General features: G+C 59.4%; 11 protein-coding genes. 5 read left to right on the top strand and 6 right to left on the bottom strand.

Going from position 1 to position 14,838, the window contains the following annotated elements:
• Nucleotides 1-43: 43 nt before the first annotated feature.
• Entirely contained in the window at nt 44-610 is a 567-nt protein-coding gene (locus BLW03_RS13345; RefSeq protein WP_074654522.1) for a TetR/AcrR family transcriptional regulator, read from the top strand.
• Here BLW03_RS13345 and BLW03_RS20650 read toward each other — a convergent pair whose 3' ends face one another.
• The 3 genes from BLW03_RS20650 to BLW03_RS13355 all read right to left on the bottom strand — a co-directional run bounded on the left by BLW03_RS20650 (nt 611) and on the right by BLW03_RS13355 (nt 3,728).
• Entirely contained in the window at nt 611-778 is a 168-nt protein-coding gene (locus tag BLW03_RS20650; protein WP_170835036.1) for a hypothetical protein, read from the bottom strand. It lies immediately after the preceding gene.
• Between the two features lie 123 nt (nt 779-901).
• A complete protein-coding gene (ligA, locus tag BLW03_RS13350; protein WP_074654523.1) occupies nt 902-3,076 on the bottom strand; it encodes an NAD-dependent DNA ligase LigA in 2,175 nt (724 codons plus the stop codon).
• A gap of 190 nt (nt 3,077-3,266) precedes the next feature.
• Nucleotides 3,267-3,728, bottom strand: coding sequence for a hypothetical protein (locus BLW03_RS13355; RefSeq protein ID WP_074654524.1), 462 nt, complete (start codon nt 3,726-3,728; stop codon nt 3,267-3,269).
• A 420-nt stretch (nt 3,729-4,148) separates the two neighbouring features.
• Between BLW03_RS13355 and serA the strand changes: the two genes are divergently transcribed.
• Together serA and BLW03_RS13365 are read left to right on the top strand one after the other, a co-directional pair.
• A complete protein-coding gene (gene serA, locus BLW03_RS13360; RefSeq protein WP_074654525.1) occupies nt 4,149-5,741 on the top strand; it encodes a phosphoglycerate dehydrogenase in 1,593 nt (530 codons plus the stop codon).
• A gap of 27 nt (nt 5,742-5,768) precedes the next feature.
• Nucleotides 5,769-6,110 carry an FmdB family zinc ribbon protein gene (locus tag BLW03_RS13365; RefSeq protein ID WP_074654526.1) on the top strand — a complete coding sequence of 114 codons (342 nt, stop codon included), beginning with the start codon at nt 5,769-5,771 and terminating at the stop codon, nt 6,108-6,110.
• A gap of 92 nt (nt 6,111-6,202) precedes the next feature.
• Here BLW03_RS13365 and BLW03_RS13370 read toward each other — a convergent pair whose 3' ends face one another.
• From BLW03_RS13370 to gatB, 3 genes are all read right to left on the bottom strand, one after another.
• Complete coding sequence (locus BLW03_RS13370) at nt 6,203-6,625, bottom strand: DUF6496 domain-containing protein (RefSeq protein ID WP_244502083.1); 423 nt, start codon at nt 6,623-6,625, stop codon at nt 6,203-6,205.
• A gap of 77 nt (nt 6,626-6,702) precedes the next feature.
• Nucleotides 6,703-8,175 (bottom strand): hypothetical protein, encoded by a 1,473-nt coding sequence (locus BLW03_RS13375; protein WP_074654527.1) that lies wholly within the window; start codon nt 8,173-8,175, stop codon nt 6,703-6,705.
• A 113-nt stretch (nt 8,176-8,288) separates the two neighbouring features.
• Nucleotides 8,289-9,770: an Asp-tRNA(Asn)/Glu-tRNA(Gln) amidotransferase subunit GatB gene (gatB, locus tag BLW03_RS13380; RefSeq protein WP_074654528.1), complete on the bottom strand. Its 1,482-nt coding sequence runs from the start codon at nt 9,768-9,770 to the stop codon at nt 8,289-8,291.
• 95 nt (nt 9,771-9,865) lie between these two features.
• Here gatB and mfd point away from each other — a divergent pair, with 95 nt between their 5' ends.
• Both mfd and BLW03_RS13390 read left to right on the top strand, forming a co-directional pair.
• Entirely contained in the window at nt 9,866-13,492 is a 3,627-nt protein-coding gene (mfd, locus tag BLW03_RS13385; protein WP_074654529.1) for a transcription-repair coupling factor, read from the top strand.
• 53 nt (nt 13,493-13,545) lie between these two features.
• Entirely contained in the window at nt 13,546-14,661 is a 1,116-nt protein-coding gene (locus BLW03_RS13390) for an acyltransferase family protein (protein ID WP_074654530.1), read from the top strand.
• Nucleotides 14,662-14,838 lie beyond the last annotated feature (177 nt).

Consider the following 14,838-nt stretch of genomic DNA (forward strand, 5'->3'; position numbering starts at 1 on the left):
TGCTACTCCCGGCAAGAAGGCAAAGACCGTGTCCCCGCGGCAGATGCTCACCGATCTGCGGCGCGGCGAAATCATCGCCGCGGCCATGAAGGTCTTTGCAAAGAAGGGCTTTAGCGAGGCACGCGCCGAGGATGTCGCAGCGCAGGCCGGCATCGCCAAGGGAACGCTCTATCTTTATTTCGATTCCAAGGAAGCCATCTACGAAGCCGCACTGAAGCACGCCATGACTGCCCTGGGCGCGACCGTGGCGGCGCGCGTGGGTGCTGCAGCCACGGCCGAGGAACGTATTCGCGCCTGGGTCGGCGCACGCATTGATTTCTGGGGAGGCCAGGGCGACCTCTACCGCATGATCCTGACGCTGGGCCGCGAGAAAAAGCATCGCAAACAAACCGCGACGCTGCTGCGAGAGAGCGTCGATAGCTTCATGAATGTCTTGCGGATGTCGGTTGCATCGGGGGAGTTGAAGGACAGGCCGCTGGAGCCGATTAGCTGGACCGTGCTGGACATGATCCGCGGTGCGAACGAGCGGCGCATCGACGGCCTCTCAATCCACGATGCAGGCAGTGATACCGAAGGGATCGTAGAGACCGTGATGCGCTACTTCGCGTAACTACCGCGCGCTGGGCGTCAGGTTATAAGGCGTCGAAGTGCTGTTGCCATCGACCGTGTAGCCGACGGTCTGCTCGGGGCTCGACGAAGCCGCGCTCACCGTACCCGTCATCATCAGGGCTGCATCCAGTACCAGGGCCGTCGCCAACATCCATTTCAGCAGGTTCATCCGGTCTACCTCCTTGACTTCTTGAAGACTAGACCTTTGGATGCACTGCCTTCTACGGGAAAGAACTTCCGAAAGGCCGTGAAAAGGTGGGATTTCAGGAAGTCTTTGCCCATTTTCGCGCGTTTATTTGAGCAAATCCAGCAGCCCCTGCTCGTCCAGGACACTTACGCCCAGATCCCGCGCCTTATCCAGCTTGCTGCCGGCCTCTTCTCCCGCGACTACGTGGCTTGTCTTCCTGGAGACAGTGCCGGCCACCTTTCCACCGGCGGCCTCAATGCGAGCCTTCGCCTCATCACGCGTCAGCGTCGGCAGTGTGCCGGTCAGCACGAAGGTCAAACCAGCCAGCGCTGTCCCCACCACTCGCTTCTCCGCGGTGAACTGCAGTCCCTGTGCCCGCAGGGCTTCCACCAGCGCGCGATTCTTTTCAATGCTGAAGTAGTCGACGATCGTCTTTGCAACGATGGGACCGATGCCTTCTGCACGAACCAGTTCCTCTTCCGTCGCAGTCATGATTGCGTCCAGGCTGCCAAAGGTATCCGCAAGATCCTGCGCGGTGCGCTCGCCCACATGCCGGATACCCAGCCCCAGCAGCACGCGATACAGCGGCGCCGAGCGCGATCGGTCGATCTGTGCGATCAGCGATTCCGCAGTCTTCGGCCCAACGCGCTCCAGCTTCAGCAGGTCGTCTGCGGTCAGCCTGTAGAGGTCAGCAACGGTATGGACAAGCGCGGTGCGTGTCGGCTCATCGGCTGTCGTGTCGTTGGACTCTTCCAGCATCTCCGCATCACGCACATCCAGCGACATCGGTGCATCCTGCGCCTCTACATCAGCCAGCGAGACAGGATCGTTCAGCGGGTGGCCCAGCAACTGCGCCACCATCGCCTCGCCAAGACCTTCAATGTTCATCACACCGCGTGAGGCATAGTGCAGCAACTCTTCACTCAGCCGCGCAGGGCAACTTGCATTCACGCAGCGGAAATCGATCTCGCCATCCTCACGCACCACGGGCTCTTTGCACTTGGGGCAAAGCGTGGGAAAGACGATCTCCCGGGTGCCGCGCGGATGTTCCGTATCCTCGACGACTTCCGTGATCTTCGGAATCACATCGCCACCACGCTCCACGGCAACGTAGTCGCCAATGCGAACGCCCAGCCGCGCGATCTCATCCGGGTTATGCAGCGTCGCGCGCGCCACCGTGATGCCACCAATGCCAACGGGATCCAGCGCAGCAACCGGTGTCAGCTTGCCGGTGCGGCCCACCTGGAACAGAACGTTCAACAGCTTCGTCACCGCACCGCGCGCGGGAAACTTGTACGCAATCGCCCATCGCGGGGCCTTGCCGGTAAAGCCCAGCCGCCGCTGCTGCGCGACCGAGTTCACCTTGATGACGATGCCATCGATCTCATAGCCCAGCGCGTCCCGCTTTGTCTCGCCTTCGGCGATGAACGCTAGAACCTCCTCGATCGTCTTCGCGGTTCTCGCGTGCGGGTTGGTCAGGAAGCCCGCGGCTGCAAGCGCGTCCAGCGTCTCGCTCTGGGTGGGCAACAGGAACTCGCCGTCACGCAGCAGAAAATACGCGTAGTAGTCCAGGCGGCGCTGCGCAACAATGCTCGGTTCTACGGTGCGAATCGTACCGGCGGCAGCATTGCGTGGATTGGCAGCAGGCGACTGGCCTGCGGCTTCGCGCTCCGCATTCATCCTGGCAAAGGCTGCCTTCGGCATCACGACTTCGCCACGCACTTCAAAGGTCTGCGGCAGGCCGGCCTTCTTTAGCTTCTCGGCATTCACGGAAAGCGGCACCGTGCGGATGGTGCGTACGTTGCCCGTCACATCCTCGCCAACGGTTCCATCGCCGCGCGTCACGCCGCGTTGCAGGTGCGCGCTGCCGTGAGACGCAGCCCCGTAGTGCAGCGCCAGCGACAGGCCGTCCAGCTTGTACTCGCACACAAACTCCAGCACATCGCTGGAGTGCAGCGCGCCTCGTACACGAACAGCCCATGCACGGAGCTCTTCTTCGTTGTAGGCATTGTCCAGCGACAGCATGGGCCGCGAATGCGCCACCTTGGCAAAGCCATCTTTCACCTTGCCGCCAACGCGCTGCGTCGGCGAATCGGGCGTGACCAATTCCGGATGTTCCGCCTCCAGCGCCTTCAGCCGGTTCACCAGCTTGTCGTACTGGGCATCCGTCAGCGTGGGCTGATCCATCACGTAGTACAGGTGTTCGTGATGAACGATCTCGGCGCGCAGGGCGTCGATCTGTTGCGTGGCGGTACCGTGGGCTTGGTTTGAAGAAGACATAGGCCTCTGCAGTTTAGGACGTTTCAATGCGACCGTGCCGTGGACGTCTTCCACCGGGCACCCTCGGGACGGTGGCCTGATGGCAAGCGCTTTCCGAGTCCAGGGCAACGCCCCGGGTTCGTATGCCGGCGATCATCGGAGGGCTGGGAAAGCGCGCACTTTCAGCGCGCGTCGCCGACGGTTTTGCCCGTCACGAATCGAGCAGATCCGGCCATCCGCCGGTCGGTTCCACCCACATCGCACGGGCCCGCTGGTCCTTCACCACATCGAAGTCGTACAGCAACGCGTGCAGATCGCGGCGCGGCCCGTAGCGCTCCACGGCAAGCTGCACAAACGCGAGTCGCGAGGTGCCATGCGAGGCCCGCAGGAGACGCACAAGGACCCCGATCCACATGCGCGTGAGCGTTTCGTGATAACCACTGGTCGCTGAATTAACGCCGCCGATGGCTTGGTTATAGGCGCGTACGCGGTCGCGCATGTGCCCCATGGCGCGCGCTTCGCCGAACAGGTAGACGTAATGGGCTCCGGCGACCAGGTGCCCCTCGTGCGTCCATCGCGACTTGGGCAGGCTGCCTGCCTCAAACGCACGCAAAAATGCATCGAGTTCTTCCACGCTCGCGGGCGCTTGATGGGGATCGGTTTCAGGCGTCATCTGGGCAGTATCGCCCAGTGTGAGCCGCAATGCTTTCAGTGGACTAAAGGCGCGATCTATAGAACGTCCGCGGTCGACCGAATGCGTGGCATTCGGGAGCCGGAAGGTCCCTTGCATGTCGGCATAACAATGCTGTCAAGAGGCAAAACTTGTAACTGCATTGGAAGCAATGACTTACGGGTGGCCGGTATTTCCGCGGAAATCGCTACAATAGATATAGAGCTCTTTCCAGCGGACGCCGCACCTCCCATTGCGGCGCTAAGTCCTTTGGAATCTAATTTTTACCCGTAAGTCCTTTGGAATCTAATTTTTGCCGATCCGGGAATCGTCAACTCCTTTGGAATCTGATTTTTACGGGTTTCAGGGGGAGGGGTACCCCCCTCTGCCGACAGACTTGCCACACCACAGAAAGAAGTCCGAATGAAGATTGTTATCGCCGAGAAGGTATCCCCCGCAACGCTCGCCGTCTTTCAGCAGGAGCCTTCGTGGCAGATTGTGACTGCCGATAAGATCACCAGCCTGGAAGCTGAGCTGGCCGCTGCGGATGCGCTCGTTGTCCGCAGCGCCGTTCAGGTGGACGCAGCCCTGCTGGAGCACGCTCCCAAGCTGCGGGTGATTGGACGCGCCGGTGTTGGCGTGGACAACATTGACGCGGATGCCGCAACCAAGCGCGGGATCGTGGTGATGAACACGCCCGGTGCGAACGCCGTGGCCGTGGCCGAGCTGACGCTGGGCCTGATGGTCACGATGGCTCGCCAGATCCCGAAGGCGACCGCCGCACTGCATAACGGCAAGTGGGAGAAGAAGAGCCTGCAGGGCACCGAACTCCGCAACAAGACGCTGGGTATCGTGGGCCTGGGCCGCATCGGCCTTGAGGTTGCGCGCCGTGCGCGTGCCTTCGGCATGGACTTGATCGGCTACGATCCCTTCGTTGCCCCCGTCATCGCGCGTGAGAACGGTGTGACGCTCGTCGACATTGACACCATCTTCAAGCAGTCGGACTACCTGACACTGCACGTCGGCTTGACACCGCAGACGGACGGCCTCATCAATGAGCACTCCATCGCCATCATGAAGAAAGGCATCCGCATCGTGAACTGCGCGCGCGGTGAGCTCATCGTGGATGAGGCGCTGGTGGAAGGCCTCAAGAGCGGCAAGGTTGGCGGCGCAGCACTGGACGTCTTCCGCACCGAGCCCCTGAAGAGCTCCTCGTACTTCGGTCTGGACAACGTCATCCTCACGCCGCACCTTGGCGGATCGACCGACGAGGCGCAGGAGGCCATCGGCATCCAGCTTGCGGACCAGGTCAGCGCCTACCTGAAGGACGGTGTGGTGCAGAACGCGGTCAACGTACCCTCGCTCAGCCGCGAAGAGTATGTCGAGGTCGCACCGTACATCGATCTTGCGCTACGTCTCGGCACCTTCCTGGGCCACGCAACGCCCGGCAACCTGGAAAACATGGAGATCGCCTACTCGGGTCGTCTCGCCTCCGGCAAGACCGACCTCATCCGCAATGCGATCCTCGCGGGTGTACTGAACGATTCCGATGTGAACAGCATTAACGCCACGTCAGTCGCAGCGGAACGCGGTATCCGCATCCAGGAAGACAAGAAGGAATTCGCCAGCGGCGGCGCCGGATCTGTCCTGAAGCTCATCCTGCATGCTGCCGAGGGGGAGGCCTCCGCGTCTGCAACGGTGCTGCATGGCAACGCACCACGCCTGCTCTCGCTGGATGGCATTGACATCGAAGCGCCGTTGACCGGAACACTGCTGGCAATTCGAAATCATGATGTCCCAGGCGTCATCGGCCGCATCGGAACGGTGCTGGGCGAGCATGGTGTGAACATCGCCAACTTCGCACTGGGCCGCAGCGTACGCAGCCAGAGGGTCCCGCAGGGCCAGGCGCTTGCCGTTGTGCAGATCGAAGCTTCGCCGGCAAAGGTCGCCGACGTTGTTGCTGCCCTGCGCAAGGTAGATGCCATCGCCAGCGTGCGCGCCATCGAACTGCCCTAACCAGCACCGAACGAGAGGAGAGCTCTTATGCCGATCTACGAGTACAAATGCAACGATTGCGGACGCGCGCTGGAGAAGCGGCAGAAGTTCTCGGACCCCGAGCTGACGGAGTGTCCGCACTGCGGAGGACGCCTGGAGAAGCAGATCAGTGCGCCTTCATTCCAGTTCGCGGGCGGTGGATGGTACGCGGACGGCTACGGCAATAAGGCCTCTGCGAAATCGGCTTCGAGTGAGAGCAGCAGCCCTTCCAGCGATAGCTCCAGCACGCCCGCGAGCACGCCGTCACCGGACTCGTCAACAACTGCCAAGCCTGCATCGACACCGTCGGCACCCAGTGCTCCAGCGAGCACCGCAACGCCAACAAAGTAGAAGCAGCGTAAGACGGAAACACGAAGGCCGCAAGGATTGCTCCTTGCGGCCTTTGTATTGCTTCGAGCAGGTGGCTCGTCAGCGTGTGAAGACTACTTCTTCTTCGGTGCTGGCGGAACCTTCTTGCCGGCCTTGCGAGCTTCGCTCAGACCGATCGCGATTGCCTGCTTCGGGTTCGTGACCTTCTTGCCGCTGCGACCGCTCTTCAGCGCGCCCTTCTTCATCTCGCGCATCTCGGTCCCGACCTGTTTGCCTGCAGCGGGTGAGTACTTACGCGTGGTGGTCTTCTTCGCTGCTTTGGTCGCAGTGGTCTTCTTCGCGACGGTCTTCTTTGCAGGAGCCTTGGTCGCAGTGGTCTTTTTCGCGACGGTCTTCTTTGCAACGACCTTCTTCGCAACGGTCTTCTTCGCCGGGGTTGCTACCTTCTTGGCGGTGGTCTTCTTCGCCGGAGCAGCCTTCGTTGCGGTGGTCTTCTTTACTGCGGTCTTCTTAGCGCTTGCCTTTTTTGTTGCCATGACTACTTCTCCCTGTGTTGCTTCTTGCATGGTGCTACGCGTTCGGTATTGCACGTGCGCGTTGTGACTCTGTTGCGTTAACGACGACTGCGGCGGAACCGCAGCAACCAAAGTACAAGACCGGAGGCAATCAATACACCTGCAATTGTCAGGGCTTGCCCAGTAAGTACATAGCGATGATGCAGATCACCCTGCTGCCAGGCGGTCTGCGACCGGATCAGATCATCACGCAGACCAGGAACCGTGATCGCGTTCATGTCCGTCGTTGGCAACGATCCGAAGATGCGCTCGAATGCAGGCGGAGCTCCGCCAGTGTCTTTCGGCACTGCTTCCATCAGCTTCGTGATCTCATCATCCGGCTGATCGCGGAAGAGTTCTGTCTTCGCCGTGTTAGGGAAGAGCGTCGTTCTGCCGGTCATGCGCTGCTCAATTGCGCCGACTACGTCCTGGCAGACGCCCAGCGTGTAGTAGCCGCCAAACGGCAACTGCGGATGCGCCGCATGCAGGTACGCATACGCACGCAACATCTGTCCGGTCAGGCGTGTGACTTCGATGGCATCTGCGCCGATGTATTCATGCGCATGCCGTCCCATCACCCACGGCTGATTCAGCTGGTCGTTCGTACGAAACTCCGCGCGTCCGTCGATGCCAAAGTAGAACGTGATGTCTGCATTGATCTTCGGTCCCCGTATAAACCACTCGTACTCCGCATGCGCAACTGGTACCAGCAGCCGATGCGAGCGCTGCCACCAGTGATCGGTTGACACGGAGATCTGGCTGTCCAGAAAGAACGGCATCTCGACATCCTCGCCGTTGTAGTGGAAGTGTCCGAAGTTGGCGAAGTAACGCGCGTCCGCAACGGTGACTTCATGGCCGGTCTCGACTAATGCCTGTACGAGCTGCTGTGGAGTTGTCACGGTCTGTCCACTGATGCTGGCAGCGAACGGAGCGGTGGATTGGTAGCCGTTGAGCGACAGCCGATTCATCACCTCGGCGAGCCGAGCGCTCTCCGCATGCATCGGAGCGATCTTCGGATCAGCACCATCGCCGTTCGTGACGGAGTCAGTCAGCTTCGTGACAAGACCCTTGTCCGAGAAGCCAGGACGATCGCTCGGCGTGTCGAGCGAGGCGGTCATCGCCTTATCCAGCGTGTAGGGTCCAATCTGAACACGATCGCTCGCGGCGACGGCATCCTTGCTCTTGGACATCAGGCTTTCGCCGATGTGCACAGTCTGCGTGACGCGATGGATCGTCCAGCCTGGGAAGCGGTCAAGCCCGCTCCAGTCCTTGCCAAGCACGAGTTTCCGGAAGGTGTCGAAGAGCTCCGGTGTCAGGAACGCACCGTTCTTCTCGCCCTTGTTGATGAAGCTCAGCAGCTGATCGGTGAAGCCAGGCTGAGCAGAAAGCTCACGCATCATCTGCGACAGCATCACCGTATTCGGCGGCACTGCCGACGAATCGCTTGCGATGGAGCGCTCCACACCAGCGCGGCTCGCGCATCCAGCGAGCAGCAACAGGGAAGAGAGACGAAGGTAAGACAATGCACGCATGCAACATCTACGATGCAGCATTGCATCGTGATGGCGATACACAATGCACCACAAAACACACGAGGCGCAGGGATTACTCGTTGCGCCTCTTTGTTTCCGAGCCTTCGCAGGGCTTATGCGGCGTTGAGCTTCTTCATGACGAGCTCGTTCAGCAACGCAGGATTCGCCTGTCCCTTCGACAGCCGCATCACTTGGCCGACGAAGAACGCAGACACTGTCGTCTTGCCGCCTTTGAACTGCTCCACCTGCTTCGGATTTGCGGCGATGACCTCATCGATCATCTTCTCGATCGCGCCGGTATCACTGATCTGTTCCGGCTTCTCGCGGTCATAGACCACGCCGAAGTCCTCGCTCTTCTCGAACGCAATGTCGAACAGGCCCTTCAACTGCTTGCTGGAAAGCTTGCCCTCTTCGACAAGGTCCGCAGCCTGCACAATGCCCTGCATCGAAACGGGCGATTGCGAGAGCTCTAGTCCTGCAGCGTTCAAGCGTCCGACGAGTTCACCGAGGATCAGGTTGGCAACACGCTTGGGACTCTTCGCAGTCTTTGCTGCAGCCTCAAACGAATCTGCGAAGGCGCGCGTGTTCGCGAAGGTTGCCGCATCTTGCGCGGTCAGATCGTAATCCGCGATCATGCGCGCGCGACGCGCTTCCGGCAGCTCCGGTAGATCGGCAAGGATCGTCTGCATCCATGCGTTATCGACGTGCAGCGCAGGCAGGTCCGGCTCAGGGAAGTAGCGATAGTCATGCGCGGCTTCCTTGCTGCGCATGCTGTACGTGCGGCCCTCGGCCGAGTTGTAGAGCCGCGACTCCTGGATAACGCGCGCGCCGCTTTCCACGACTTCGATCTGCCGTTCGATCTCGAAGTGGATTGCTTCGCGAATGAAGCGGAAGCTGTTGACGTTCTTGACTTCGGCTTTGGTGCCGTATTCGGCCGCACCCTTCAGCATCACGGACACGTTGGCATCGCAACGCAGCGATCCTTCTTCCATGTTGCAGTCGCTGACGCCGGTGTAGAGAAGGATCTCCTTCAGCTTTGTCAGGTACTCATAAGCTTCTTCCGGCGTCCGCAAATCAGGCTCACTGACGATCTCAACCAGCGGGGTCCCGCAACGATTCAGGTCGATGTAAGTGCTGCGAGCGGAGTCGGCGAAGCCGTCGTGAATGCTCTTGCCGGCGTCCTCTTCCATGTGAAGGCGCGTAATGCCGATGCGGCGCGTGCCGCCTTTGCCGTCGCTCACGTCCATCCAGCCGTTCTCCGCCAGCGGCTTGTCAAACTGCGAGATCTGATAGCCCTTCGGCGAGTCGGGATAGAAGTAATTCTTACGCGCGAAGATGCTCTCCTCGTTGATGGTCAGGTTCAGCGCCTTCGAGGCGAGCACGGCAAACTCAACCGCCTGGCGATTCAGGACTGGCAGCGCGCCCGGCAGACCGAGGCAGACAGGGCATACGTGCGTGTTTGGCTCACCACCGTAGCGGTTGATGCAGCCACAAAACGCCTTGGTCTGCGTCAGCAACTGCACGTGAACCTCAAGCCCGATCACGGGCTGGTACTTCGCGAGAACATCCGGAGAAAGTGCGGCGGCAAGAGACATATCACCTCTGATTCTAGCGAAGCGCACCCGAGAACTGCGAGATTACTTGGAGTCCTTAGGCACCGCCTTTCGTCGCCCGGCTAAACTGTAGCTAGATGATTCTGCCGTTTGTCCGCGAGATGATCGCGGACCTGGAACACACTGACGCCTTTGAACGAGTCCGCCGTCACCTGAGCGCGGGCAGTGGGCGCCGACGTGTGTCCGGACTCACTACCACCGCGCGTGCGATTTACCTGCCGCTGATGGTCCGCGCCAGTAACGCGCCGGCGCTCATTTTGGTTAGCGACAACAAGGCTGCAGAAGCTCTACATGCGCTGCTGAACGCTACGTGCGACCTGACCGGAACGCTGAAGTGCGAAGAGGTGCTGCGGCTGCCCGCGCACGATGTGTTGCCCTTTGAGAATCTGTCGCCGCACGCCGAGATCCAGGAGCAGCGTGCCGCAACTCTGTGGAAGATCTGCAGCGGCGCCGCCCGGATTGTCATCGTCCCCCTCGAATCGGCGTGCATGCGGCTCTTCAGCCGCGATTACTATGCCGCACTGGCGCTTGAACTGAAGCGCGGCGAAGAGTACGACACAGCGATGCTTTTGGAGCACCTGCTGACTGTCGGCTATACGCGTGTCGACGTGGTGGAGATGCCCGGCCAGGTTACGCTGCGAGGCGGCATCATGGATGTCTATTCGCCGGAGATGGACCGGCCAGTGCGGATCGACTTCTTCGGCGACGAGATCGAGAGCATGCGCAAGTTCGACCCGGAGACACAGCGTTCGTCTTCACCTGTCGACGAAATTGTCCTGCTGCCTCTCACGGAGACACCGGTCACCGAAAAGCTGCTTGGCGCCGTACATGCGCGTCTAGTGCGCGGTGGCACTGCCGGCGCTGGTCTTGAGGGCGGCGAGGAGCCGCGTGAATTGCAAACAAGCGTTGGCGAAGTCTCGGTGTTCCCAGGTTGGGAGTTCTTCGCGCCCGTCGCGGGCGCTCACGGCACGGTGCTGGATCTGCTGGGTCCGAAGACGCGTGTGTATGTAGAAGAACCCGCCATGGTGAAGAATCAGGGCGAGCGTTGGTGGAACAAGGTTGAACAGCGGCACGATCGTAGCGGTATCGGTTCGCTGGTCAAGCCGGACGATGTCTACCTTTCGCCGTGGGATTTCGCTGATCGCGTGCGCATGTACCCCGGTATCGAGCTCGACCAGCTTGGCGCGGTGGATGTTCTCGATGCGGAGGCTTCATCGCAGAGCGAAATCGAGTTTGCGACACGGCCAACGATGCGTTTCCACGGCTCGATCCCACAGTTCACGGAGCATCTGAAGACGCTCCAAAGTCAGGATGCGCGCGTCCTCATCGCGGCCCATAATCAAGGCGAAGTTGAGCGCCTCGCTGGGCTGCTGCAGGAATATGGCGTTGCCTACCGTATTGGCAGCCGCGTGCAGCAGGCAAGTGGCTCAGCAACCGTCTACGACGAGAGCAGCTACCTGACCGGCGACATTCGCACGCCGGTCATCGTTCGTACCGCGCTTGCGAGCGGTGTGCAATTCCTCGATCTCGACAAGGCAACGGCTCGGCAGTTCATCATCGTTGGCGCGCAGGACCTGAACGACGAGGCGGATGTTACCGCGCGGCCTGTGCAACGCAAGTCGAAGACATCGGCTTTCATCAGTGACTTCCGTGATCTGACAGTTGGTGACTTTGTCGTGCACGTCGAGCACGGCATCGCGAAGTACATGGGTCTGCGCACCATCGATCAGGACGGCACTCCGCTGGAATTGATGATCTTGGAGTTCGCGGAGCAAGCGAAGCTGTATGTGCCGCTAACGCGACTCGATCTCATTCAGAAGTACCGCAGCAGCGAGTCTGGTCCAGCACCCGAGCTCAACAAGATGGGCGGGGCTGCGTGGGCAAAGACAAAGGCTCGGGTCAAGAAGGCCATGCAGGACATGACCGGCGAGTTGCTGAAGCTGTATGCGCAGCGGCAGGCAGCCCTCGGTTACGCGTTCACGCCGGACTCGCAGATGATGCGCGAATTCGAGGATGCGTTCGACTACAGCGAGACGGACGACCAGCTCGCAGCCATCGCAGACATCAAGCGTGACATGGAGTCCACGCAGCCCATGGATCGCCTGCTGTGCGGCGACGTGGGGTACGGCAAGACGGAAGTTGCGATGCGCGCGGCGTTGAAGGCCGTGCAGGATTCGAAGCAGGTCGCAGTATTGACTCCAACGACCGTACTCAGCTTCCAGCACTTCCAGTCGTTTAAGAAGCGCTTCGCGCGCTTCCCGGTGAACGTTGAGATGATCTCAAGCTTCCGCACCGCGAAGGAGCAGAAGAAGATCCTTGAAGACACCGCCGCTGGCAAGGTGGACATCCTCATCGGAACGCATCGCTTGCTGTCTAAGGACCTCGTCTTTCAGGATCTTGGTCTTCTCGTCGTTGACGAAGAGCAGCGTTTTGGTGTGCGACACAAAGAGCGGTTGAAGCAGATGCGAGCACACATCGATGTGCTGGCGATGTCTGCTACGCCAATCCCACGCACATTGCACATGAGCTTGCTGGGCCTGCGGGACATGAGCGTCATCGAGACGCCGCCAAAAGACCGTATGGCAATCCAGACGATCGTCGCTAAGTTCGATGAGAAGCTGCTGCGCACCGCAATCGAAGTCGAGCTGGAGCGCAACGGTCAAATCTACTTCGTGCACAACCGTGTTGAGACGATCTATGAGCTTGCCTCGAAGATCCGCGAGCTGGTGCCGCAGGCGCGCACCATCGTCGCGCATGGTCAGATGGGTGAGGGCGAGTTGGAGAAGGCGATGCTCGCATTCATGGACGGCGAGTACGACGTGCTCTGCGCGACCAGCATCATTGAGAACGGCTTGGACATCTCGCGCGCGAACACCATCATCATCAACCGCGCAGACCGTCACGGCCTCAGTGAGCTTTACCAGCTTCGGGGCCGCGTCGGTCGAAGCGATCGCCGCGCTTATGCATACCTTCTAATTCCACCCGAGAACGAACTGACTGAAATTGCACGCAGGCGTCTCGCAGCGTTGAAGGAGTTCAGCGATCTCGGCGCGGGCTTTAAAATCGCAGCGCTCGATCTTGAACTTCGCGGCGCGGGTAACATGCTTGGCGGCGAGCAGAGCGGCCACATCGAGGCCATTGGCTTCGAGATGTACACGTCGATGCTCCAGGAGGCCGTCGCCAAGATCAAGGGCGAAGGGCAAGAAGAGCGTCCCGGCGTTGTGCTCAATCTGGGCATCTCGCTGCGGATCGATGCGACATATATTTCGGAAGAGAATCAGCGCCTACGCATGTATAAGCGCATCGCCGGCGCAACCGATACGGGCGTGCTCGCGGATGTCCGCGCAGAGATGATTGATCGCTACGGCGAACTGCCGGAGAGCGTCGTGAACCTACTCGCTGCCGCGGAAGTGCGCCTGCAGTGCGAGCGAATCTGCATCGCGCAGTTGGACCGTAAGCGCGTCCAGCTCGAGGAGAATAGGCAGAAGGTCTTCCGCGAAATGCTGATTCTCAAGTTCGATCAGAAGGCGAAGATCGATCCCGGCATGTTGATGAAGCTCGTCTCGCGCAACACCAAGAAGGGCGCGCAGTTCACGCCTCAGGGTGTGCTTCGTTGGCCGCTGTCGTCGGCCCAGTCTGCTGATGTCATCGCAGAAACGAAGGCGCTGCTGGAACAGCTTGATCTAGCGCCTGCGGCTGTGTAGTCTCGCGGCATCCACAACATTCGCAAGAACGACCGTGTGATCAAGGTCAAACTGTGACGAAATCTGCTTCTGCGCCTGCTGAGCTCAAGATTCTACCGCTTACCTCGGTGCGATTCTTTGCTGCTATCTTTGTCGTCTTCTATCACGGTTGGCCAACCATACATTCCCATCGGAACCATGATGATCTTGTCTTCAGGTTCATTGGTTTGGGGTATGTAAGTGTCAGCTTTTTCTTTATGCTTTCAGGCTTTATCCTGGCTATCGTCTATCTGGGCTCGGGCAAGCCAGTCCAGCTTAGACGCTTCTTCGTCAGCCGCTTCGCCCGCATTTATCCACTCTATGTTGCAACTCTGCTTTTGGATCTGCCTCACTTTCTTCACACGTACCGTCCCATCAGTGCTGGCTCGTTCCGTGCCGTCGGCATTGTTCTGGCCAGCTTTGGTCTTGTACAGTCGTTTTCTCCCGCATTGATGGGTCTGAATATCCCTAGCTGGTCTCTCTCCGCAGAGGCCTTTTTCTATCTGTTCTTCCCATTTATCGGGCCTTTCTTAGGGGAATTGCGCTTACGCACATCGCTTTTTTTAAGTCTGCTGATCTATGTTTTCGGCACATGGATTGTGCATTCTGTTGGTGGTTCCGGTCAGACTTATTCTCCCTTCCCCCACTTTTACGTGTTTCTGCTTGGTATAAACCTTGCTAGGCCATTCCGTTGGTTGACGGAAGATCTTGAACGGAGGCGGATGCTGGAGCGGAGCGCGCCGTACATGCTCATCTTCAGTCTTGGTGCCTTTCTTGCGATTCCAATACTTCGGCTTCCGATCTCTGAAAACAGCTTGCAGCATGGTCTTCTGGCTCCGCTTTTCGCGATTGTCATCGTGGCACTGGCCAGCGGGAATCGTCTCATCAAGTTTTTGCTTTCGCCGAAATGGCTCGTGTTATTAGGCGAAGCGAGTTTCGCGCTTTATTTGATCCACATGCCGATTGCGACCATGCTCAGGCGTCCTTTACAGCGCTATGGCAACCCTGCATTCTGTGTCTATGTATGCCTGGTGGTTGGAATCAGCGTACTCAGCCTTCTCTACTTTGAGACGCCCTGCCGTCTCTGGATACTTACAAAGGAGAAGGTCCGTACCCGCGAGACAGAAGCCACCAGTGTCTTAATGCAATAGCTCTCTCACGACACTTCAGGGCAAGACGAGCGGGTGATCGTAGGGCGTGCTGAAGTATGTCACGCTTTAAGTTTTCCTTGCCACACTGCTCCGGAAGTAATGAAATGGTTTGATCGGACTCCAGCGCTTGTAACGTCTCGCCTGTCATGCAAATTGCGGTTTGAGCCTGAATGTTTA

Origin of the sequence: Terriglobus roseus, from assembly GCF_900105625.1 — a bacterium.
In the GTDB taxonomy this organism is placed as follows: Bacteria; Acidobacteriota; Terriglobia; order Terriglobales; family Acidobacteriaceae; genus Terriglobus; species Terriglobus roseus_B.

Excerpts from the sequence above, each read along its gene's own strand:
- BLW03_RS13345 (WP_074654522.1), top strand. The coding sequence starts at position 44 with ATGCTCACCGATCTGCGGCGCGGCGAAATCATCGCCGCGGCCATGAAG.
- BLW03_RS20650 (WP_170835036.1), bottom strand. The coding sequence starts at position 778 with ATGAACCTGCTGAAATGGATGTTGGCGACGGCCCTGGTACTGGATGCA.
- ligA (WP_074654523.1), bottom strand. The coding sequence starts at position 3,076 with ATGTCTTCTTCAAACCAAGCCCACGGTACCGCCACGCAACAGATCGAC.
- BLW03_RS13355 (WP_074654524.1), bottom strand. The coding sequence starts at position 3,728 with ATGACGCCTGAAACCGATCCCCATCAAGCGCCCGCGAGCGTGGAAGAA.
- serA (WP_074654525.1), top strand. The coding sequence starts at position 4,149 with ATGAAGATTGTTATCGCCGAGAAGGTATCCCCCGCAACGCTCGCCGTC.
- BLW03_RS13365 (WP_074654526.1), top strand. The coding sequence starts at position 5,769 with ATGCCGATCTACGAGTACAAATGCAACGATTGCGGACGCGCGCTGGAG.
- BLW03_RS13370 (WP_244502083.1), bottom strand. The coding sequence starts at position 6,625 with ATGGCAACAAAAAAGGCAAGCGCTAAGAAGACCGCAGTAAAGAAGACC.
- BLW03_RS13375 (WP_074654527.1), bottom strand. The coding sequence starts at position 8,175 with ATGCGTGCATTGTCTTACCTTCGTCTCTCTTCCCTGTTGCTGCTCGCT.
- gatB (WP_074654528.1), bottom strand. The coding sequence starts at position 9,770 with ATGTCTCTTGCCGCCGCACTTTCTCCGGATGTTCTCGCGAAGTACCAG.
- mfd (WP_074654529.1), top strand. The coding sequence starts at position 9,866 with ATGATTCTGCCGTTTGTCCGCGAGATGATCGCGGACCTGGAACACACT.